This window comes from Bacillus sp. N5-665 (assembly GCF_022637375.2).
Taxonomy (GTDB): domain Bacteria; phylum Bacillota; class Bacilli; order Bacillales; family Bacillaceae_G; genus Bacillus_A; species Bacillus_A wiedmannii.
Window position 1 is genome coordinate 3,407,980 of record NZ_CP093325.1, and the last position, 19,495, is coordinate 3,427,474.

The window sequence follows — 19,495 nt, forward strand, 5'->3', positions numbered from 1 at the left end:
CTTTCCTTTGAAAAAAGACTACTCTCTTCATCACAGACAGTATATTTAATTAATTATTGCTTATTATACATCTTTTCAAACAATTAGCAAGGGTCAATTACACCAAAGTGAAACTTAGCACTTTTTCTTTTGTATACGTGAAAATTGTGTTTTTCAAATCTAGAACTACGGAAATGATCTTTCAAAACGACACGCTTTCTCGCCACACGCTTCGCTTCCGCAATTGTTTCGTCAGTAATATCATGATACAAAGCGAAGTGTTTTAATCCTTTTATTCCATCTGATTCTATAACAGTTTCTTCGAACATTGGATCAAGGTAAACGACATCATAACTATTGTCTTCACATTGTTTTAAAAATGAGTAATGCTCCGTTTGCTTCACATCGATTTGTTGCATTGCCTCATCAATTTCAGAAACAGATGAAGACCATGTTTTCAAACCATTTTCCATAATATAAGCCATATACTCATTGCCTTCAAGTCCCGTTACTTTTCCGCTTTCACCAACAATATAACTAGCTACAATACTATCTGATGCCATGCCAAGCGTACAATCTAACACTGTCATTCCGCTCTCTAATTGCGTGGCTTGTACAAACGGATCATGTTCTCCGCGCATTAACCTTTTCACACGAAACATCGCTGAGTTTGGATGAAAGAAAAACGACTCTTCCGTTCCTCTCGGATAAATAGCTAATCGGTTTTTCCCTACAACAAGTACATCTTGTTCATACTGCTCATGCAGTTTATGTACTGGTACGTCATTACGTTTAACGAAAGAACGATTTAATTCTGCTGCTACCTTGTTTGCATAATCTGTCATTTCTTTGTTCGTTCTTCCTGCTGTTGTTACGATCATTTTTTCACCTCTATATAAAGAAAAGAGGGAGATTTACTCTCCCCCTTCTTTAGCAATTCTTTTCAAAAGCTTGTTCTAAGTTCGTAATAATTTCGTCCATAGTTGCACCTTCAATTTCATGGCGGTGAATGAAGTGAACAACTTCTTTTCCTTTTAATAATGCCATAGATGGTGAAGATGGAGGAATTTCTCCGAAGTATTCACGCATTTTTGCAGTAGCATCTTTATCTTGGCCTGCGAATACAGTTACAAGATGATCAGGTTGTTTTTCAGCACGAACAACTGCTTGACCTGCTGATGGACGTGCTAAACCAGCTGCACAACCACAAACAGAGTTTACAACTACTAAAGTTGTACCTGCCGTGTTTTCCATAAATTCTGTTACAGCTTCTTCTGTAGTTAACTCTTCAAACCCAGAACGCACTAATTCTTGACGCATTGGGATTACCATTTGACGCATGTATTCTTCATAAGCATTTGACATCTTGTAATCTCTCCTTCAACTTTCATTCCAAATTCATCATATCACGCTCTATTACTAGGTGCAAAAGAAAGATTACGATGATTTCATTTTTTTGTAGGGATTTCACAAACCCCTTCACGGCAATGTCCAACTGGGACAAGTTTTCTATTGTTAGCGATATAATCGTATACTTTACTTCCAAATCCAAGTACAATAGATAGTTTTATAAAAGGCACGGCAAACCAGTAAGATGGAACAGCCTTTGCTAATACATGTATGCTATGAATCCCGTCATACCACTTATTATTTTTCAAAATATACAATCTTTGTTCCATCTTGCTTTGTAGTTCTTGAGAGAGTTCATATTTCTCAACTACATCTTCATCTCGAAATGAAACAAATTTCATCTTACCCTTTTTATCTAATTTTTTCGTACGTTCAGCAACCGCCGTACACATCGGGCACCAACTATCATAGAAAACAATCATACATTATTCTCCTTTACGAGACTCCGTCATTTGTTTCCATACAGAACCTTTTGCTTCTTCTCCGCCTTCAATACGCTCTAATGCTAGACGCGCTTGCATCGCTACTTCAAACTCTGGATCATCTTGCGCTGCTTTTAATGCCGGAATCGCACTTTCATCTCCAAGTTCAAATAAGAACATCGCTGCACGCCAGCGTACTAATTTACTTGAATCTTTCAGAGATTTAATCATAACGAACATCGCTGCTGGATCACCTACGTCTGATAAGCAATCGCCCGCTGTACGGCGAACACTTACTGAACGATCTAATAACGCTTTATATAATAACGGCAATACTCCATCACCTTTTACCATACCTAAATACGCTGTTGCTAAACGGCGGATCGAAACTTTTTCATCATCTAACGCCATCTTCAACACTGGCATATCTTCTTCAGTAGGATCCATTTGTTCTAATGCCGCAAAACGGTTTTTCCAGTCAGCATCTTTCATCATCTCTTCTGTTACTTTATATGGCTCACGCTTTTGAATCGTTACTTCAACAGCACCTGCCTGGTTTAATAATTCTTTAACTGTTTCATTTACACGTTCTTCTGAATAAGCAGCAACAATTTCTTCTACTACTTCTTTCCCGATTTCTTCAAAATTACCGTAACGTGTACTTTGTTCCACCCATTTACGTTCTTTTACAACGTTTGGTGCAGACATTTGAACTTTCATAATTGATTCTTTAAAACGATCTGGTAAACCAACACGTTCTTCCGTTGTTCCATCTGTTAACTTTACTTGCATTGGAATTGTAAAGAACATTTGAACAAACACTTTCACTTCTCCAAAATGAGCAAGTTGTTGTTCTTCACTTTCTTCTACTACTTCTTCGCCGAAAACAGCACGAACTTGTTGTAATAAAACTTTCCAGTCAAACTTCGCATTTCGCTCCACTGCTAAAAAGTCGGCTACATGATATACACCTTTAATGCCTTCAATTTTCAAAATTTCTTGCACTTGCATTGGTGCTTGTTCTTTATTTTCATTTGTATAATTATTACGCGCTCCTGATGGTAATACTTCATTCAAAATAACTTTCATTGTATTTGGACTTGGCGTCGGTTCAATTGCTTTAATCTTCACGTAAAAAACTCTCCTTTATTGCATGTTCTTAGCTGTATTGTAACATGTTCCACCTCTTTAAACCTACTCGGATGCTTTATCTTGCTGATTTCTTTCCATCATCATACTTTTTCATTCTTTCTCTTTCCACCTAATTCCCCCAAACCCATTGTTTAAAATCCCATCTTATTGCGATGCCCCCTCCCGCCTTTTCTCCAAAAATGTAATGCTCTCAATCAGAACTTCCGTTATATATATTCTCTTTCCTTGATCATCCTCGTAATTCCTCGTATGAATACGTCCGGTAATTCCAACAAGTGACCCCTTCTTACAATATTCAGTTACATTCTCAGCCGATTTTCTCCAAACGACACAATTAATAAAATCTACTTGTTGCTCACCTAAACTATTTCGAAAACCTTTATTCACCGCAACACATATTCGTGCATAAGCGACACTTTGCTTTGTGTAGTATAATTCTGGCTCCTTTGTCAATCTACCGATTAATACAACTCGATTCATCATATGTTATACCACCTCACATATTTTTCTTTATTGTAAAGAAAAATGTATGAAGGGTAAAAAACGTAAAATAATATATTTTAAAGTAAAAAATATTATTTTATATGCTGTAAAAGAAAAAAAGAAACCTTACATATATTAAACATGTAAGGTTTCAAAATTTATACTTCACTACAGGAAATGTAATATCCACCGCGAGCCATCTTTATCTCAACACGATACATTACATTTTCTAAGTAAAAAGTAATCGGTTTAACTTTACTCTCAAAATTCAATTGTTCCTGACATTCAACCGCATACCTTTCGATAGCGGAAATAATAACTTCTGATGATGGATACGTTAAAGCATCTTCTAGTTCTATGAAAAAACTTTTAGAAAATAGTTTTTTCATAATCCCTTTCTTCTCTTTCATCATATTCCATCCCCCTTCAATTTGATTTACCAAAAACCATATTATACCATTACCGAAATTAACCTGCATTAACAGGCAGTATAAGCCTCACTGATTAAAATTTCACTCTATCTTTGAAAATAAAAAAATCCTGCATTTTTCATGCAGGATTTTTTTATTAGTCATTTTTCGTAAAGTAAGAAACGAAACGAAGAATTTCTAAGTATAACCAAACTAATGTAAGCATTAGTCCCATCGCAGTGTACCACTCCATATATTTCGGAGCTTGACTACGTACACCATTTTCGATTAAATCGAAATCTAGTAATAAGTTTAATGCAGCAACTACGATAACAACTGCACTAATAATAATACCAATCGTACCGCCTTGGTGAATGTACGGAACAGTTACACCAAACATGTTTAGTAGAAATACGACTAAATACATAACCATAATTCCAAGTGTTGCTGCCATCACGCCTGTACGGAATTTATCCGTTACCTTTACTACACGCGTTGCATATAACACTAACATTGCAAATAGAATTGAGATTGTTAGTAATACAGCATTTAAAACGATAGAATCGCCAAACTTCATTGTATAAACCGCTGAAATACTACCTAATACAACCCCTTCTACTGCCGCATAGATTGGTGCACCAAAAGGTGAAATACGTGGGAAGAACATAGACGCAAATGCGATGATTGCCGCAACGATTAAAGCACCAATTAGTACTGGCATCTTCATCGTCCCCTGCATCATCTGTATGTATGAATAGACAGACGTTGCAAGTAGCAAGATAAGCATAATAAACGTTTTGCCTACTGTTCCGCCAATCGTCATCGCAGAAGCACTTGCTCCCTCTTTACGGAATGCCTCTTTTTTCAACATTGGATTAGATGTTCTCATTTTTTCCCTCCTAAAATAGGTTCTACCAATAGTGTAAAGTTTTTCTCTTTACTTTTCAATATATGCAGCTTGTTTTTATTTTAATCCTTCAACGATGTCTGATAGTTCACTCCATCTTTCCATCGTTTTTTCTAGCTCTTCTTCTGTTTTTTGCTGTGCTTCAGATAATTCTTGTGCCTTTGTGAAGTCAGATCCAACTTTCGTAAGTTCTTCTCCAATTGACTCAATTTTCTCTTCTAGTTCAGCAATTGTATCTTCAATTGTTTCCCATTCACGCTGCTCCTTGTATGAAAGTTTACGTTTACGTTGTTGTTTCGGAGCTTCTTCTACCACTTTTTTCTCTTTTTGAACTTCCGCCTTCTCAATAAGTTCTTTCGTCTTTTCCATTTCTAAAAAGTCCGTATAACTACCTAGGAATTCACGCACTTCGCCTCCACCACTAAAGATGAACAATTCATCTACTACTTTATCTAAGAAGTAACGGTCATGCGATACAGTTAAAACGACACCTGGGAAATCTTCTAAATAATCTTCCAGTACTGTTAATGTTTGTGTATCTAGATCATTCGTAGGTTCATCCAGTAATAGTACGTTTGGTTCTCCCATTAAAATACGTAATAAATATAAACGTCTTCTTTCACCACCAGATAGTTTACCAAGCGGTGTACCATGTGAGTGCGTCGGGAATAAGAAACGTTCTAGCATTTGAGATGCACCAATTACTTTTCCATCTGTCGTATGAATAACTTCTGCAATCTCTTTAATGTATTCAATCATACGCTGATTTAAATTCATCTCTTCATTTTCTTGCGTATAATAAGCAACTTTTACAGTTTGTCCTACTTCAACTTCACCACTATCAGGAGCTAACTTGCCTGCAAGCATATTTAATAGAGAAGATTTTCCGCTTCCATTCGCTCCAATGATTCCGATACGATCTCCTGGTTTTACAATATGATTAAAGTTGTGTAATACCGTTTTATCACCGAATTTTTTCGTTACATCTTTTAACTCAAGTACTTTTTTACCGAGGCGACTGCCGCTAAGCGCAATATCAACTGACTGTTTTGCAGCTGGTCCTTCTTGACCTTTTAACTCATCAAATCGTTGAATACGTGCTTTTTGCTTTGTCGAACGAGCTTTTGCACCGCGGCGGATCCATGCTAGTTCGCGGCGATATAAGTTTTGACGTTTTGATTCTTGCGCAATTTCTTGTTCTTCACGAAGTGCTTTCGCTTCTAAAAATGTACTATAGTTTCCTTCGTAACTATATAGTTTACCATTGTCTAATTCAAAAATACGGTTTGTCACACGATCTAAGAAATAACGATCATGGGTTACAAGTAATACCGCACCATTATATCTTGCTAAATATTCTTCCAACCATTCAACTGTCTCATGGTCAAGATGGTTCGTAGGCTCATCCAAAATTAATAAATCAGGTGTTTCAATAAAACATTGCGCCATTGCAATACGCTTTTTTTGTCCACCAGATAGGTTTCCAACAGTTGCTGTAAAATCAGTAATTCCTAATTTCGTTAATAACGATTTTGCATTCGCATTTGCTTCCCATGCACTCATCGCATCCATACGTTGCTGCACTGCAAATAATTGTTCCTGTACTTTTTCATTACTTGGATCTTTTTCGATATTTAATAACGATTGTTCATAATCACGAAGAAGACGAATTAAAGGTGTATCACCATGGAACACTTGCTCTAATACTGTTAGTTTTTCATCAAACTCTGGTTGCTGTGATAAATAACTAATTGTATACCCACGGGAATGCGTCATATCACCTGTATCAGGAGTTTCTAACCCTGCAATAATTTTTAATAATGTCGATTTACCAGTACCGTTTACACCAATAATTCCGACACGTTGTCCTTCTGTAATACTACATGATAATCCATCAAATAACGGTTTTTCTCCGTATGATTTCGATAAGTTTTCCACAGTTAACATTTTCATATTTGTGCATTCCACTCTTTCATAAATTGTTCAATAAACTGTTCCATATAACGATGACGAACTTCAGCCTCTTGTTTTGCTGCGTTCGTGTTCATTAAGTCTTTTAGTTTCAAAAGTTTTTCATAAAAATGATTTAAAGATGGATCGTTATTTTTTCTATATTCATCTTTCGTCATCACTTCACGTGGAGGAATAGTTGGATCATACATTAATCTCCCTTTCGCTCCACCATACGCAAATGTGCGAGCTATTCCAATTGCTCCAAGAGCGTCTAAGCGATCCGCATCTTGAACAAGCTTCCCTTCAAGTGAATCCACTTTACCGCCATGACCACCTTTATAAGACATATTGGCAATGATATGAAGAACATGTTTACTTTCCTCTGCTTCAACATGTAACTCTTCTAACCAATCAGAAACTTTTTTCATTCCTGCTTCTTCACTTTCATTTAACTTCTCATCTGCCACATCGTGAAGTAATGCTGCCATTTCAATTATAAAACGATTTCCCCCTTCTTGCTCGGATAAAGAAATCGCCAGTTTATGTACGCGTTCAATATGATACCAATCATGCCCACTCGCATCTTTTTCTAAAATATGTTTTACAAAAGTAATTGTTTTTTGAATCTTTTCTTGTTTTGTCATTTTATCTTCACCCAGTTACTTATTGTAACACGCCCGCATTTTTTCATCACATATTTTCTTGTCCGCCCATACACTGGGTGGTAGGCATCATCATGAAGGAGGAATAAATATGTTCTATAATAATCAACCGCCTTATCCACAACAACCATTTTACCCTCAGCAACAGGACCAAAGATACACAGAACAATATGAAGAACAAGAGCTACAAGAGCAACACTATGAACAAAATCCATACGCATCACAACAAAACCAAGAAGCTAATCATCAACAAAATTCATTCGACACACGTCCAAATTATGAATATCCTCAAAACCCATATGCAGCACCGCAAAATCAAGAACAACAATTTCAACAAAATCCATACGTAGCACCACAAAATCAAGAACAACAATTTCAACAAAATCCATATGTAGCACCACAAAATCAAGAACAACAATTTCAACAAAATCCATACGTAGTACCACAAAATCAAGAACAACAATTTCAACAAAATCCATATGCAACTCAGCCGCAAATGCACCAACCAAACTATGACGCGCGTGTTTCACCACCGGCACCTCAAACAATCGATCCAACACAACCACAAATTTTACCACCAGGACCAACACTCGATATTACACAACCGCAAATCTTACCACCAGGACCAACATTTGATATCACACAGCCTCAAATCTTACCGCCTGGACCAATTACAGAACCAACGCAACAACAAATTCAACAAGTTGTCGGTACACAGTTTTTACCTTTAAAGAAACCTGTACTAGATTTCGTAAAACCTTGGGTAGATTACGGTTTAAATGAAGCAAAACATACATCACACAAACATGCTTTAACAGAAGTTGCTGCGATTATGTTTTTAGTTGGGAAAGGATTCAACCCGACGATTGCACATTATATTGTAGAATCTTGGGAGAAGAATGAGCAGTTTTAGGGTTGTTTATTTGCTAAAACATAAAAAATATAAAAGTGCCAAATCCCTTATATCACAAGGGGTCTGGCACTTTTTAGTATCCGGAATAAAGTTTATTAGAATAATTATTTTTATGGATTTTCATACTTTTTTATATAATACGTGAACAAAATGTGAGCAAATATGTGAACATAAACGGCACACGAAACGCCTTTACTATTTTGAATTTCATATCAGGGCAAACCATTTACTTTAACTTTTAGATTCACAGTAAACCCTAATTCTTCATCATCCAAAGTATGTCTAAACTTGGGCATACTTTTTCACTTCATATATACATAGACTTCACATGCAGTTACATAGTATATTTTCCCTTGGCTGTTGTGTACTTTATATTGCGGTGAGCCATTAACACTTATTTTGGCATCGATAATGAAACCAAGTCCTTCATCTACAGTTCCAGCTACATCTTTATCAGACCAAGAAGCAGAATCATAGAAGCGAAGGTTGTCCACTTTAGAAACAACGCGTTTTCCTACTTCAGAACTTGCAGCAGAAGTTTGTTCCCCTTGATATTTAATGTAGGATGGATTGTTATAAATCCATTGATTACCACCAAGATTTAACCAATCACCTTGTTTTCCCCACACTTGATAGGATTCATCTTTACTTAATTGACGGATAATACCGTAATTTGTTGATGGTCCATTTCTAAGGTTTACATTATATCCATCGATATAAGCAAGCCCTGTTGTCCATGTTACGTTTTGAGAAGGTTCTTGTGGTTTTGGTTTAACTGTAACTGTTTCGCCTTCATACGCCTTTTGTACTATCTTCTGATTCCGCAATGGTATAACCGCCCTTAATAGATGAAAGTATGTCCTTCATATCGTCAAGAGCAGCTGCCATACGGTCGATATCGGGATTACTTTCCCAAATCTCCCAATAGAACACATCTTCAAATAAATTAAAAACAGCCCGTAAATCACGCTTTTGTTTTTCATCAATAAAGCGGTCTTTAACTTCGCCTTTTTTAATTTCGTGTTTTTCACCTTTGACGAAATCTAGCATTTTTCGAATGAGACTTTTATCTTCATGAGTAAAATCATCTGCCTTCGCAATTTCTACACGTTCAGCAAATCCCCCCATTGAAAACCCTGTAATATCGCCTTTCTTTACTTGTTCCCATGTTTCTTCATCGTCGACGCGGACTGTCATAAGCCAGGTACCAGCTGTTACCTCTTGATCGCCAACCATCATATCGCTTTTAGCAATCCAGTTTTCGACGACAGTACCTTTACCAGCTATTTCATCATGCTGCTTATCGATATGTTGGTAATTTTCCATAAAAGTATATGCAGCCTTTTCTATCTCTTCTGCAGTCATCATGTCATCGTGACTATCTTCAACAAGCGGTTCATATACTACACCTGTAATAAGCTGCTTCTCTTCCTCTGTTTTAAGGATTGGGATCTGTTTTGATATATTTGGTTGTTTAGCAGCTTCGCTTTTCATGATGGCAAATTGACGACCATTAGCTCCCTTTGTAACTAGGGAAACATAGCTAATATTAGCGTTTTTCAGTTCATATGCCATTGTTTTACCTCCTTCCCTATAAATATTGGGGTTCCACTGTCAAAACGCATAGCAGCCAATTTAAAGCTGTATACGTTTTGACGATGAAACCCCAATCAGATAGGTGTATTTTATTACTCTTCTGAAATCATAGTGCAACGGCAATGCGGATGAGCTGGTGGGCACATCTTTCCATTACTAAATAGATCATCAATATCTACCGTTTCCCCATGTAAACCACCACATTCTTTACAAACACGCTCGTCATTTCCTGTAAGCCATGTTTTCTTGTTTCTATTTGCACCCTTATAAGCAATTAAATTGCCGTAATTCATTGCATATGTTATTTCTGTACGTGCAATCATCATTGCTCTGTAGTTACTCGCTTCAGACATTACATCTGCAATAGAAACACTTAATGCATCGACACCCATTCCCTCACTAAGATTCTTTAACATCGTTTCTCTTAATCTATCTTTAGTAGTTTCATGGATTCCCTTTGCTAATTCAAATGCATAAGCAGCAACCCATTTTGCAGCGACGTCACCAATTGGATCTAATACCATCCAGGTTAAACCGTTTGATACAATAGTACTCTGTACAAACTCTGTTACATCACCCTGTAGCGTAGCAGTGACTTCATCGACAAACATTTTTCGTTCCTCATCCCAATCGACACTATCAAGAAATTCATCAACTTCTGCTTCTGTAATCACAAGATCAATCTCTTCATCTGCTTTATTAATACGAATTACGGGAAGCAGGTTTAAGAGCCGCTTTCCCTGCTCTGAAAAAAATCAGCTACCTTCTTTTGCATAGCTTTCTCTATTTCTTCATGCTTTTCTCTAAATGTATTAATAGCAATTAAGTTATCTTGTTTATCATCTGCAGCTTTTGCAATCTGCTCTACTTGAGAAACAGTTTGACTGCCTTCAAAGAATGTATCCCCATCTGCTACTGGTTCATAACCTACTACTTTATGAGATTCATTCCTTGTTAATATACGTTTCTCATAACCATCAGCCGCATATTGCATATCTGCTTCACGATCATCTGTATCAATTTCGTTTAATTTAAAATACCAATCTAAACCACCTAATATTTCAGCGAATACACGGAACAATTGATTATTCAATCGATGTTCTAATATTTCTTGCCCAGGCTCAATAATAGAACGCTTGTACATCTCATTCATTTCCTTAGCAGTTGTTTGTCCTAATGAACCTGTCATAGCCCAACCGATACGATAAGGTGGTACACGATGGGCCACACATATCTCCATTGCGCTATCCTGCTTATATAAACGGAAACTACCTTCTTTTACGTCTGGACGGACTGACTTTTTCTAACCTAGCTTTTGCTCCTGGCGGTACAGGAACAACGGCCAACTTGTGATGCTCTCCTTTTGTTTCTGCAGAGAAGAACTCTTTTAACTCGTTTTCTGTTCCATCATCTATTTCATCGACGCCCTCAAGAAATAACAAAGCATCTGGAATAGTCTTACCCGTGAAAAAGTTAATATCGTAATCTCTCACTGCTTGAGATCCAACTATTGAGCCAATAGAACTAACGTAATTAGGTATCCCATAATAAGAAGAACGAGAACCGAATTTACGAATAACAATAACTTCACCGGCTTTTTCTGTTCCATTTTCCGCGATATCCTCCGCTCCTAAAGGGCGACCATCAACAAGGCTATAATCATCTGGATAACCGAATTTTTTAAACCATCGTTCTTTGTTACTTACGATTTGAGCAAAACGTACTTTATCTTTATGAGCACGTACTGTATGAGCTGGAATATGGTAAAGTTTTGACGGTTCATCTTTGTTATTCCGAACAACCTCGATAATACCCCAGCCAACTGTTTCATAATCATCCCATACGGCCCTTATAATCTCTGCGCTTGTCATTTTTGGATTACAATTACGCATGAATTCTTTTAATCTTTTATATTGCTCTTGGTTTGCTTCTTTCACTTCTTCAAAAGGAGCAAAGTCGAAACCAACACCCGCAATATCATCGACTTTTGCGCTAATACAAGCAGAATGGATTGGATTACTTTCCTTTATTTCCAGCAGTACTGACATATCATAAGGAGGTATAATTAATCCCTTATCACCATATATTTGCGCGAATGGGTCAACCGCCATTTGCTTACTGTTGTCTTCCTTATTCTTCGGATCATCTGCAGCTTTATTAATACCAAATACTTTTACATTCTTAATTGTCTTCTTATCGCTCATATCGTTTATGTGTCCTCCTTTCTTCTATTAGGGGCACCGCCACATCGCTATCAAGTTAAGAAACACATTCTTCCCCAAAACGATAAAAATGAACTTCGGTGCTATAAAAAACACACAATAGTAAAAAGTTAGCATATAATATAGTGATGAATAGATTTCATGTAAGGTAACTGCTTATATTCCTATAACAAAATATACCCATAGGAGGTAGTTATATGTTTGATAAAAATCAAATACTTCAAGCTAATGCATTGAATCCAAATTTAATTGGTCCTACACTTCCCCCAATTCCCCCATTTACTTTACCAACAGGAGCAACTGGCCCAACGGGAGGGACAGGCCCAACGGGAGCAACTGGCCCAACAGGAACAACTGGCCCAACGGGAGCAACTGGCCCAACGGGAGCAACTGGCCCAACAGGAGCAACTGGCCCAACGGGAGCAACTGGCCCAACGGGAGCAACGGGAGCAACTGGCCCAACGGGAGCAACTGGCCCAACGGGAGCAACTGGCCCAACAGGAGCAACTGGCCCAACGGGAGCAACTGGCCCAACGGGAGCAACTGGCCCAACGGGAGCAACTGAAAGTTGTCTTTGTGATTGCTGCGTTTTACCTATGCAGAACGTTTTACAACAACTTATTGGGGAAACAGTAATTCTTGGCACTATTGCAGACGCGCCCAACGTCCCCCCTCTTTTCTTTTTATTTACTATCACTTCCGTAAATGATTTTTTAGTTACAGTTACAGATGGTATCACATCCTTTGTGGTCAATATTTCTGATGTAACAGGGGTAGGATTTTTACCACCAGGGCCATCTATAATATTACTTCCACCTGTAGACTCAGGATGCGAATGTGATTGTCGTGAACGACCAATTAGGGAATTACTAGATACGCTTATTGGTTCTACAGTGAATCTTTTAGCAAGTACTGGTTCTACTGCAGCAAATTTTAACGTGGAACAAACAGGTCTTGGTATCGTTCTAGGTACTTTACCTATAAATCCAACTACAATCGTTAGGTTTGCTATTTCAACCTGCAAAATTACAGCTGTGAACATTCTATAAAATTTAGAGATGTATGATACAAAATAGCACCAAATGCCCATCAACCTAACATTTTGAAGTATCCCCAAAACAAAAAATTGTACATTTTCACCTGAGGATGCCAATTTTCTTGTTTTTGGGGTATTTGCTTTTCTTAGCTTGATAGGTATGTGGCGATACCTCTATTAATAAAAAGCAAATGAAATAGCCGAACAATTTATACCCGACTACATTCTTTTAACCTTTCCACCCATAACGACTTTACGTTTACTCATATCGTCCTCACATGCATAACGAGTCATATCGATACTATGATTATCTTTATCTTGTAATCTATTTTTAGGATTACCGTCTTTATCAACTTCATAATCAATATTCTCGAATTCACCTGCAGTTTTCGGACAACGTTTAGGGTCGATTATGATTTCCACTAAATCATCTAGCCATTTTTCCCCGTATTCAACGGAACCAGGACCTTTAACTGCACCTTTTATTTTCTTAATATCATGATCGTTTTTCATTTCATCAATTGACTTTGGTTCCGATGAATCGGCAATTATCTCGACGTCATCCCAACCGAGTTGTTTAATCTTTTCAGCTAAGGAACGGTTACTGATTTTAACGCCATGTATTTCACCGAATATATAAAGCTTTCTGCGCGTTTTATCATAATGCATACGGCCAAAAGACAGCGCGTCATTCCCATAACCCCAGTCAATCCCTTGACGTATATTATCAAATGTTTTAATTTCTTTATCTGTAATACGTCTGAATGTGAGATTACTAAATGGAACAACGCCACTGCCTGTCGGTTTCCCTTCATATTCATGTTCATATTGCTGTGGTTTAAGTCTTTTTGTTTCTTCTGCTTCTTCCACGAACTGCTTAGAAATATGAGGATTATCATGATATGTACTATGATGTACAAATGTATTCTTTGGCTTGAATTGCGTTTCAAACTTCTTATTAACCCAGGACTGTTTTCTCTTCGGTGGTTTATACGAGTAATACATTTTATATCGCAGTCCATTCGGTAATTCTTTACGCAAAATAGACTTCTCTATTGTAGAAACATCTTCTTCTAATTTAAATTCGGCCAACTCTTCAAACCATGCAATAGCAACTGGATACTTCGCTATTTTAATAGATTTGATTTTTGCAGGGTCATCAGCACCACGGAATATCATTTTGTTTCCACGCGGTTTATAAATGATTTCCATCGGACTTTCTTTAAAACGAAATAAATGCTCTACACCTAAGATTTCTATCGCTTCTTTTATTTGCTCATAGCAGGATTCCCTTATTGTATCCTTTACTTTACGTATACAAAGAACCGTAATAGGAAACTGAATAAGGTCCATCCATAACGATACAAATGGATATATCAGTAGATTTACCCGAACCACGACCGCCCTTACAAACGATTTTTAATATAGATTCACATTTACGGGCTAACCAAACTTGATGAAATGCTGGTGGAAGTATTTCATCTATTTGCTTTTTAGACATTTAAATCACCACTGATATTATCTACAATGACAACTGGCTCAATATTATTATCATCATTATTAGTAGATTTAATCTTATCGATTTGAACCTGTATAAATTCAAGTTTAGCGCGTCGCTCATCATCTATATTAGCCAACCTATCAAAATCTTTAATAAGAGCAGACAAGGTAGAAAGTGCTTTAGATTGAGCATTTAAGAAACTTGCTTGTTTATCCCAAGCAAATTGAATCTCCCACTCTTCTTCAAAGCCGCTTTCACTAAGCTTTTTCTTTCGTAGTTCCTTTGTCATGTCCTCTTTATTATTAACGAACATAATACGTTGAGCATGAATGATTTGAGCGTGCTGCAGCATTATACTTTCCCATAGAATTGATAATGGATCATTGTTAATGGCTTCCTCTAGCTCTTCTTTTAAAGCGTATAATTCTTGTGGTAAATACTTTCTATACAAACCATGTGTAGCAGCATTACCATTACGTAGCGGAGCAGAACCTCCGGGATTACCGGTAGCATTTTTATTGCCCTTTTTGGCTCCACCACGATTGTTTACAGCATTCTTATTACCTTTGGGTGCTCCTGGTTTCTTTTTGGAGTACTCCGTATCTTTCTTTGGAGTACTCCGTTCATTTTTATGGAGTACTCCATTTAATTTGTCTATCCATCCATCTTTCGATTTCCATCCGCCAACCGTTTTTTCACTTACAGTTTTTTCGGATGTAGACAACAATTCGGCAATTTTACGATTCGTAATATCACCATTATGTTCTTTAAATATTTCATACGCTTTGTTACGGTCTGGACTTCGTTGTCTGGCCATAATTACATAACACCTGCCCCCTTATCCAATTGTTTGCACTTCCTTCTCTAAACACTCAATGCATATATGAGCATTATCCGTATTTGCTTCACGGATATATGTTTTATCAAAATGAGTAATAGTTAATGGCATTTTTAATGTCCACATACAAGGTTCATTACAAACAGAACATGTAGGAACGTTTATATTTTCTTCTTCCATTTACACCACCTCACGGTAATTCCTTTAAATCATTTTATTACATCCTATTATTGTAAATCTATTTATCTATATGTAAAATTATAAATAATCTCTAACATTTTGAATCGAGGTGAAAATCATGAGAAGTTTTAGTTCATTATTGATCTCTACCATCTGTTCAACCATCCTTTTAGTTTGGAATTCCCTTTCTTTTTATACTGAATTCACAACAGGACATACATACTACTGGATTTACGGTATCATAGCCTTGGTTTTTCTTCTATTCTTTATCCTAAACATGCGAGATATCATCAAGAAAAACTACAGAACATCAGGACAATAGGAGTTGATACATATGTGGAAAAAGATTAATAATTATAAGTTTCATCTAAAAGATTTGAAATTTATGACTTGGCTATTCCCAATTGTCGGTTTGTTATACGCTTATGACTTCTTCTCTGGGCTAATCTTTCACCAGGAGTTCTACTGGCTCAAATTAATATGCATGATAATAATGGTCCTGGGATTTATGGATATTAGAAAAAAGCTTAAAAACAACGATTATAGAACGGCAAGATGACAGAGGAGCCCTTTTTAGGGTTCCTTTTTCTCTGTAAAATAAAAAAAGCAGCAGATTCGCTACTTTAAATGTTTCTTATTTGGTGCTACCCCTATTTATAAACTGAAATCTTCCAATGATTTATCAATCTCATCTTGTTGAATGCCTATATAACGTAATGTAATTGATGGAGCAGAATGATTAAAGATCGTTTGTAGCATTACTACATCTTTTGTCTTTTGGTAATAATGATATCCAAAAGTTTTTCTAAGAGTATGCGTTCCAATTTCATCAAGGCCTACTTTTTCAGCAGCAGCGTTCATAATTCGATAAGCTTGAATTCTTGTGATTGGTTTTCCTGTCTTTTTAGAAGCAAATAAGCAATCTGTTTCATTCATTCCAGTTACATACTCATTTATTTTTTCTCTTAACCCTGTATTGATAATGAAACGTTTCTCTTTTCCGGTCTTTTGTTCTTTAATAACAATGTGAGTTCTTTCTTTTACATCATTTACATGTAACTTTAATAAGTCACTAATTCTTAGACCAGTATTGATTCCCATCTCAAATAAAAACAAATCACGATAAGACTGGCGACGTAAAACCTCTTTCACTTCTTCTAATTTTTTCTTATCTCGAATTGGTTGCACAAACTTCATTCCTTACCCCTCTATACGTTATGTTACATTAGATGTATCTTTATTATACAATATGTTACATAAAATATGGTATTTATTTTTAAAAATAGAAAAAAACGCTGATATAACGGCATTTATAATAATAAATATAATGTAACAAAATATATGATGTGTTACATTATATGGTTTTTGAACCTTCTTTACAATATTTGGTTTGTGTTGAGTTTGTTTTGTTTGTAAATGGCCAGCCTTTTTTAATTCTTACAGTAGCTGGTATCGAAATTGCTAGATTAGAGATTTCTCTTCAAGTAGCATTAGCTCTAAGAGTACTTGGAATACCGATTTGCGATTAATTAGCATATCAAAATAAAAAGCACCTGAATGTGTGCTCTGATATTAATTATTTATTTGTATTTCAATTACGGTAAATGAAGTTTTCTCCTTCTTCCAATCACCTAATATTGCTGCATCAATTTATTTGTACATTATTAAGTAACTGGAAGAAGAGCAAAAGCCCTTCTTCGTTTACACAATGTAAATTGTAATTGAATGTGAAATCAAGAAACAACTGTTCATTCAATCTGCAACCATCGCCACCGGTTATGACGATCCATTTTCAGTTATAAGGAATTTTGTGAGCAATGTTTTCCGCCACTTCTCACAATACAAATATAACACGGAAATGCCAAAACAACCGGCACATTTACTGCCAAAAAGCGGTCACGACTCTGCCACTACTTCCACATCTTTCTATTCTGTATTTGAAACTGTAGTTTGAACTATTTTTTCGTTTTCCCACCAGCTTTTAACAAAATAAATAATTTGAATGATTTCTAACTCTTTTTCCTTATCGAGTGTTGTTTTACTCCTATATATCATTTTTTATTTGCTAATGTTGTATATTCTACTTCTACAAGAACAGCAGGATATACAAGACTATTGATAGTTTTTATAGGAATATATAATCCGTCGTCACCATTTTAAGCCGCCAGGTATCTCGCCCTCTTCTTCCTTAGATTTTTCCTACAACTTCAATAAAAAAACTCATGTTTCTCTTTCTGTAAATCTTATTAGAATAATATATTATTAAATTCGTATATTGAGCACAATAAATTTTTTGTAGAAGCATACACCTTATAAAAATATCTTCTATTAATAAATTTTTATAAATAAATTTCTATAAATAAATTTTAAAAACTAGTATACATGCTTATACATAAATGAAAAAAACGAATATATTGACATTGAAAGATTTTAAAAATCTAAATTTATTTTAAAAAGGAGATTAGATAATATGAGTGAACAATGCCCAATTAACGTACCTTGTGAGGTAAATGGACAAACTCAAACACCATTAAGTGATGCAGCTGCAACACCAATTCTTACTCCAGGAGCACCCATTGTAAAAATCCCAGTTGTTTTAGCAGAAAGAACGATTCAAATTGTTGTAGAATCTGATATTTCATTAGATCCTCCAGCAGTTGAAATCAAACGCATTTTAAAAAATGCATTTTTAACACAATGTAAGTTAGTTCCTGTAGCATTTACTCCAGTACCAGGTACACCTTACCGCCGAGTTACAAGAGCAAAATTATTTGTACAAGGATATATTCGTAAAAACATTGAATATGCAAATGACGAGTGTAATGGTGTGCTATATGACCGCATTGCCAATGTCCCATTTTCTGGTTTTGCTGATTTAACAGCTGGTGATTTTCTATCACAAGCTATAGTAGCTGCTTCCTCAGATACTACTTCTCACTTTATTAATCCTAAAAATGGTGATCTACCACGTTTAGACAAATACTTCTTCGAAAATACAGTTTTTTATAATGAACAACCGTATTGCGAATTAGTCAGCGCTCAATTTTTTGAATTAGACTTTTCACCTTGTCCAACAGACCTAAACGAACCATTTGATACTCTTCGTGAAAAAATTGTACTAGATCTTACTTTAAAAGTTTTACAAGTACAACAAGTACGAGTTTAAAACAAAGAAGCACTCAAATTGAGTGCTTCTTTGTTTTATAAATTTGTAAATAAGAGAACTTCTAAACGTTCAAAATTAACCTACTTAAAAAGAACACCAATGTCCATTTTGGTGTTCTTGAAAAAGAAAACTATAAAATAAAGTAAACTGAAATAAGTGAGTGAAACCTATTCCGATACTATATTATATGCTTGACTAACATTTATAGTGTTAAAAATTTCAAATTATATATCATTATTAATAAAAGATCAAAAGCGAAATTCTCTTTAGCATTAAATTTTGAGTTCTTTACCAAACAGACGACTCCAAAATGACTTTTTTGTCCTGATTTCTTAAGTTGATGGGCGTGCTGTCTTACCTCTGCTTTTTTACCCGTATTAATAAAATGTGCATTGACTACCAATGCTATAATCGCTCCTATAAATCCTGAAATTGGTGCAACTTTAGTTATTATCATGTTCACGTTAATTCTCTCATATTAAATAGTACAATCCCATAACTACCATCGTAATTTCATCATATAAATTCTTTTCCCAGTTACCCATATCTTATATTGTGTGTAACTGACCCTAGCGTGAAATCCCTTGCTATCATTGATTTCATTTCACTTTCTCTTTTGAGTTACACAGTACAAAAATTATGAGTAACTGTATAGGGATACCACC

20 protein-coding genes, 4 pseudogenes and 1 other annotated feature (1 of these 25 cut by a window edge) are annotated in these 19,495 nt (G+C 35.9%); of the genes and pseudogenes, 6 read left to right on the forward strand and 18 right to left on the reverse strand.

Annotated features, from left to right (window positions below):
- Nucleotides 1-43 (reverse strand) — a binding site (T-box leader); it reaches 172 nt to the left of the window's first position.
- Between the two features lie 40 nt (nucleotides 44-83).
- The 9 genes from MNO09_RS20005 to MNO09_RS20045 all read right to left on the reverse strand — a co-directional run bounded on the left by MNO09_RS20005 (nucleotide 84) and on the right by MNO09_RS20045 (nucleotide 7,360).
- Nucleotides 84-860: a class I SAM-dependent methyltransferase gene (locus MNO09_RS20005; RefSeq protein WP_088107122.1), complete on the reverse strand. Its 777-nt coding sequence runs from the start codon at nucleotides 858-860 to the stop codon at nucleotides 84-86.
- 49 nt (nucleotides 861-909) lie between these two features.
- Nucleotides 910-1,344 (reverse strand): BrxA/BrxB family bacilliredoxin, encoded by a 435-nt coding sequence (locus tag MNO09_RS20010; protein WP_000063705.1) that lies wholly within the window; start codon nucleotides 1,342-1,344, stop codon nucleotides 910-912.
- An 83-nt stretch (nucleotides 1,345-1,427) separates the two neighbouring features.
- Complete coding sequence (locus tag MNO09_RS20015) at nucleotides 1,428-1,811, reverse strand: thiol-disulfide oxidoreductase DCC family protein (RefSeq protein WP_000634876.1); 384 nt, start codon at nucleotides 1,809-1,811, stop codon at nucleotides 1,428-1,430.
- A gap of 3 nt (nucleotides 1,812-1,814) precedes the next feature.
- Entirely contained in the window at nucleotides 1,815-2,942 is a 1,128-nt protein-coding gene (locus tag MNO09_RS20020) for a conserved virulence factor C family protein (protein ID WP_063262727.1), read from the reverse strand.
- Nucleotides 2,943-3,107: 165 nt separating this feature from the next.
- Entirely contained in the window at nucleotides 3,108-3,446 is a 339-nt protein-coding gene (locus tag MNO09_RS20025) for a single-stranded DNA-binding protein (protein ID WP_088107121.1), read from the reverse strand.
- A gap of 158 nt (nucleotides 3,447-3,604) precedes the next feature.
- Nucleotides 3,605-3,859 carry a DUF4318 domain-containing protein gene (locus MNO09_RS20030; RefSeq protein WP_000975142.1) on the reverse strand — a complete coding sequence of 85 codons (255 nt, stop codon included), beginning with the start codon at nucleotides 3,857-3,859 and terminating at the stop codon, nucleotides 3,605-3,607.
- Between the two features lie 154 nt (nucleotides 3,860-4,013).
- Nucleotides 4,014-4,745 (reverse strand): Bax inhibitor-1/YccA family protein, encoded by a 732-nt coding sequence (locus MNO09_RS20035; RefSeq protein WP_001260655.1) that lies wholly within the window; start codon nucleotides 4,743-4,745, stop codon nucleotides 4,014-4,016.
- 75 nt (nucleotides 4,746-4,820) lie between these two features.
- Nucleotides 4,821-6,716, reverse strand: a complete 1,896-nt coding sequence (locus MNO09_RS20040) for an ABC-F family ATP-binding cassette domain-containing protein (protein WP_000783182.1) — start codon at nucleotides 6,714-6,716, stop codon at nucleotides 4,821-4,823.
- Nucleotides 6,713-7,360, reverse strand: coding sequence for an HD domain-containing protein (locus tag MNO09_RS20045; RefSeq protein ID WP_000165957.1), 648 nt, complete (start codon nucleotides 7,358-7,360; stop codon nucleotides 6,713-6,715). Before MNO09_RS20045 ends, MNO09_RS20040 begins: the two co-directional genes overlap by 4 nt.
- Nucleotides 7,361-7,469: 109 nt before the next feature.
- Here MNO09_RS20045 and MNO09_RS20050 point away from each other — a divergent pair, with 109 nt between their 5' ends.
- Nucleotides 7,470-8,291, forward strand: a complete 822-nt coding sequence (locus MNO09_RS20050; RefSeq protein ID WP_088107120.1) for a hypothetical protein — start codon at nucleotides 7,470-7,472, stop codon at nucleotides 8,289-8,291.
- A gap of 302 nt (nucleotides 8,292-8,593) precedes the next feature.
- Here MNO09_RS20050 and MNO09_RS31070 read toward each other — a convergent pair.
- The 4 genes and pseudogenes from MNO09_RS31070 to MNO09_RS20065 all read right to left on the reverse strand — a co-directional run.
- Nucleotides 8,594-9,100: pseudogene (locus tag MNO09_RS31070) on the reverse strand (SH3 domain-containing protein); the annotation flags it as partial.
- A pseudogene (locus MNO09_RS31075) lies at nucleotides 9,093-9,866 on the reverse strand (XkdF-like putative serine protease domain-containing protein); the annotation flags it as partial. The pseudogenes MNO09_RS31075 and MNO09_RS31070, both read right to left, overlap by 8 nt.
- 113 nt (nucleotides 9,867-9,979) lie before the next feature.
- On the reverse strand, nucleotides 9,980-10,498 hold the full coding sequence (locus MNO09_RS20060) for a phage head morphogenesis protein (RefSeq protein WP_241950201.1): 519 nt from the start codon (nucleotides 10,496-10,498) through the stop codon (nucleotides 9,980-9,982).
- A 113-nt stretch (nucleotides 10,499-10,611) separates the two neighbouring features.
- A pseudogene (locus MNO09_RS20065) lies at nucleotides 10,612-12,091 on the reverse strand (phage portal protein).
- Nucleotides 12,092-12,306: 215 nt separating this feature from the next.
- On the opposite strand from MNO09_RS20065, the gene MNO09_RS20070 reads away from it, so the two are divergent.
- On the forward strand, nucleotides 12,307-13,158 hold the full coding sequence (locus tag MNO09_RS20070; RefSeq protein ID WP_241950045.1) for an exosporium leader peptide-containing protein: 852 nt from the start codon (nucleotides 12,307-12,309) through the stop codon (nucleotides 13,156-13,158).
- 206 nt (nucleotides 13,159-13,364) lie between these two features.
- Here the strand turns inward: MNO09_RS20070 and MNO09_RS20075 are convergent.
- From MNO09_RS20075 to MNO09_RS20085, 3 genes and pseudogenes are all read right to left on the reverse strand, one after another.
- Nucleotides 13,365-14,646, reverse strand: a pseudogene (locus MNO09_RS20075) (PBSX family phage terminase large subunit).
- Nucleotides 14,639-15,463 carry a phage terminase small subunit gene (gene terS / locus MNO09_RS20080; protein ID WP_088107118.1) on the reverse strand — a complete coding sequence of 275 codons (825 nt, stop codon included), beginning with the start codon at nucleotides 15,461-15,463 and terminating at the stop codon, nucleotides 14,639-14,641. Before terS ends, MNO09_RS20075 begins: the two are co-directional and overlap by 8 nt.
- Before the next feature lie 21 nt (nucleotides 15,464-15,484).
- Nucleotides 15,485-15,664: a hypothetical protein gene (locus MNO09_RS20085; RefSeq protein ID WP_000390758.1), complete on the reverse strand. Its 180-nt coding sequence runs from the start codon at nucleotides 15,662-15,664 to the stop codon at nucleotides 15,485-15,487.
- Nucleotides 15,665-15,782: 118 nt separating this feature from the next.
- On the opposite strand from MNO09_RS20085, the gene MNO09_RS20090 reads away from it, so the two are divergent.
- Together MNO09_RS20090 and MNO09_RS20095 are read left to right on the forward strand one after the other, a co-directional pair.
- Nucleotides 15,783-15,986, forward strand: coding sequence for a hypothetical protein (locus MNO09_RS20090; protein ID WP_080014171.1), 204 nt, complete (start codon nucleotides 15,783-15,785; stop codon nucleotides 15,984-15,986).
- Between the two features lie 12 nt (nucleotides 15,987-15,998).
- Nucleotides 15,999-16,223 (forward strand): hypothetical protein, encoded by a 225-nt coding sequence (locus MNO09_RS20095; protein ID WP_000265596.1) that lies wholly within the window; start codon nucleotides 15,999-16,001, stop codon nucleotides 16,221-16,223.
- A gap of 95 nt (nucleotides 16,224-16,318) precedes the next feature.
- Here the strand turns inward: MNO09_RS20095 and MNO09_RS20100 are convergent, their stop codons facing one another.
- Complete coding sequence (locus tag MNO09_RS20100; protein ID WP_000673904.1) at nucleotides 16,319-16,861, reverse strand: site-specific integrase; 543 nt, start codon at nucleotides 16,859-16,861, stop codon at nucleotides 16,319-16,321.
- 188 nt (nucleotides 16,862-17,049) lie between these two features.
- On the opposite strand from MNO09_RS20100, the gene MNO09_RS20105 reads away from it, so the two are divergent.
- The gene (locus MNO09_RS20105; RefSeq protein ID WP_229181210.1) at nucleotides 17,050-17,193 is read left to right on the forward strand and encodes a DUF3956 family protein; all 144 of its coding nucleotides are present in this window, start codon (nucleotides 17,050-17,052) and stop codon (nucleotides 17,191-17,193) included.
- Nucleotides 17,194-18,134: 941 nt separating this feature from the next.
- On the forward strand, nucleotides 18,135-18,830 hold the full coding sequence (locus MNO09_RS20110; RefSeq protein WP_001294973.1) for a CsxC family protein: 696 nt from the start codon (nucleotides 18,135-18,137) through the stop codon (nucleotides 18,828-18,830).
- A 202-nt stretch (nucleotides 18,831-19,032) separates the two neighbouring features.
- Here MNO09_RS20110 and MNO09_RS20115 read toward each other — a convergent pair whose 3' ends face one another.
- Nucleotides 19,033-19,287, reverse strand: a complete 255-nt coding sequence (locus MNO09_RS20115) for a hypothetical protein (RefSeq protein WP_033657800.1) — start codon at nucleotides 19,285-19,287, stop codon at nucleotides 19,033-19,035.
- Nucleotides 19,288-19,495 lie beyond the last annotated feature (208 nt).

Bases quoted from the DNA above. Each gene is read 5' to 3' on its own strand.
- MNO09_RS20050 (WP_088107120.1), top strand. From the start codon at position 7,470: ATGTTCTATAATAATCAACCGCCTTATCCACAACAACCATTTTACCCT.
- MNO09_RS20095 (WP_000265596.1), top strand. From the start codon at position 15,999: ATGTGGAAAAAGATTAATAATTATAAGTTTCATCTAAAAGATTTGAAA.
- MNO09_RS20070 (WP_241950045.1), top strand. From the start codon at position 12,307: ATGTTTGATAAAAATCAAATACTTCAAGCTAATGCATTGAATCCAAAT.
- MNO09_RS20085 (WP_000390758.1), bottom strand. From the start codon at position 15,664: ATGGAAGAAGAAAATATAAACGTTCCTACATGTTCTGTTTGTAATGAA.
- MNO09_RS20040 (WP_000783182.1), bottom strand. From the start codon at position 6,716: ATGAAAATGTTAACTGTGGAAAACTTATCGAAATCATACGGAGAAAAA.
- MNO09_RS20005 (WP_088107122.1), bottom strand. From the start codon at position 860: ATGATCGTAACAACAGCAGGAAGAACGAACAAAGAAATGACAGATTAT.
- terS (WP_088107118.1), bottom strand. From the start codon at position 15,463: ATGGCCAGACAACGAAGTCCAGACCGTAACAAAGCGTATGAAATATTT.
- MNO09_RS20010 (WP_000063705.1), bottom strand. From the start codon at position 1,344: ATGTCAAATGCTTATGAAGAATACATGCGTCAAATGGTAATCCCAATG.
- MNO09_RS20110 (WP_001294973.1), top strand. From the start codon at position 18,135: ATGAGTGAACAATGCCCAATTAACGTACCTTGTGAGGTAAATGGACAA.
- MNO09_RS20100 (WP_000673904.1), bottom strand. From the start codon at position 16,861: ATGAAGTTTGTGCAACCAATTCGAGATAAGAAAAAATTAGAAGAAGTG.
- MNO09_RS20030 (WP_000975142.1), bottom strand. From the start codon at position 3,859: ATGATGAAAGAGAAGAAAGGGATTATGAAAAAACTATTTTCTAAAAGT.
- MNO09_RS20045 (WP_000165957.1), bottom strand. From the start codon at position 7,360: ATGACAAAACAAGAAAAGATTCAAAAAACAATTACTTTTGTAAAACAT.
- MNO09_RS20015 (WP_000634876.1), bottom strand. From the start codon at position 1,811: ATGATTGTTTTCTATGATAGTTGGTGCCCGATGTGTACGGCGGTTGCT.
- MNO09_RS20115 (WP_033657800.1), bottom strand. From the start codon at position 19,287: ATGATAATAACTAAAGTTGCACCAATTTCAGGATTTATAGGAGCGATT.
- MNO09_RS20060 (WP_241950201.1), bottom strand. From the start codon at position 10,498: ATGTTTGTCGATGAAGTCACTGCTACGCTACAGGGTGATGTAACAGAG.
- MNO09_RS20035 (WP_001260655.1), bottom strand. From the start codon at position 4,745: ATGAGAACATCTAATCCAATGTTGAAAAAAGAGGCATTCCGTAAAGAG.
- MNO09_RS20090 (WP_080014171.1), top strand. From the start codon at position 15,783: ATGAGAAGTTTTAGTTCATTATTGATCTCTACCATCTGTTCAACCATC.
- MNO09_RS20025 (WP_088107121.1), bottom strand. From the start codon at position 3,446: ATGATGAATCGAGTTGTATTAATCGGTAGATTGACAAAGGAGCCAGAA.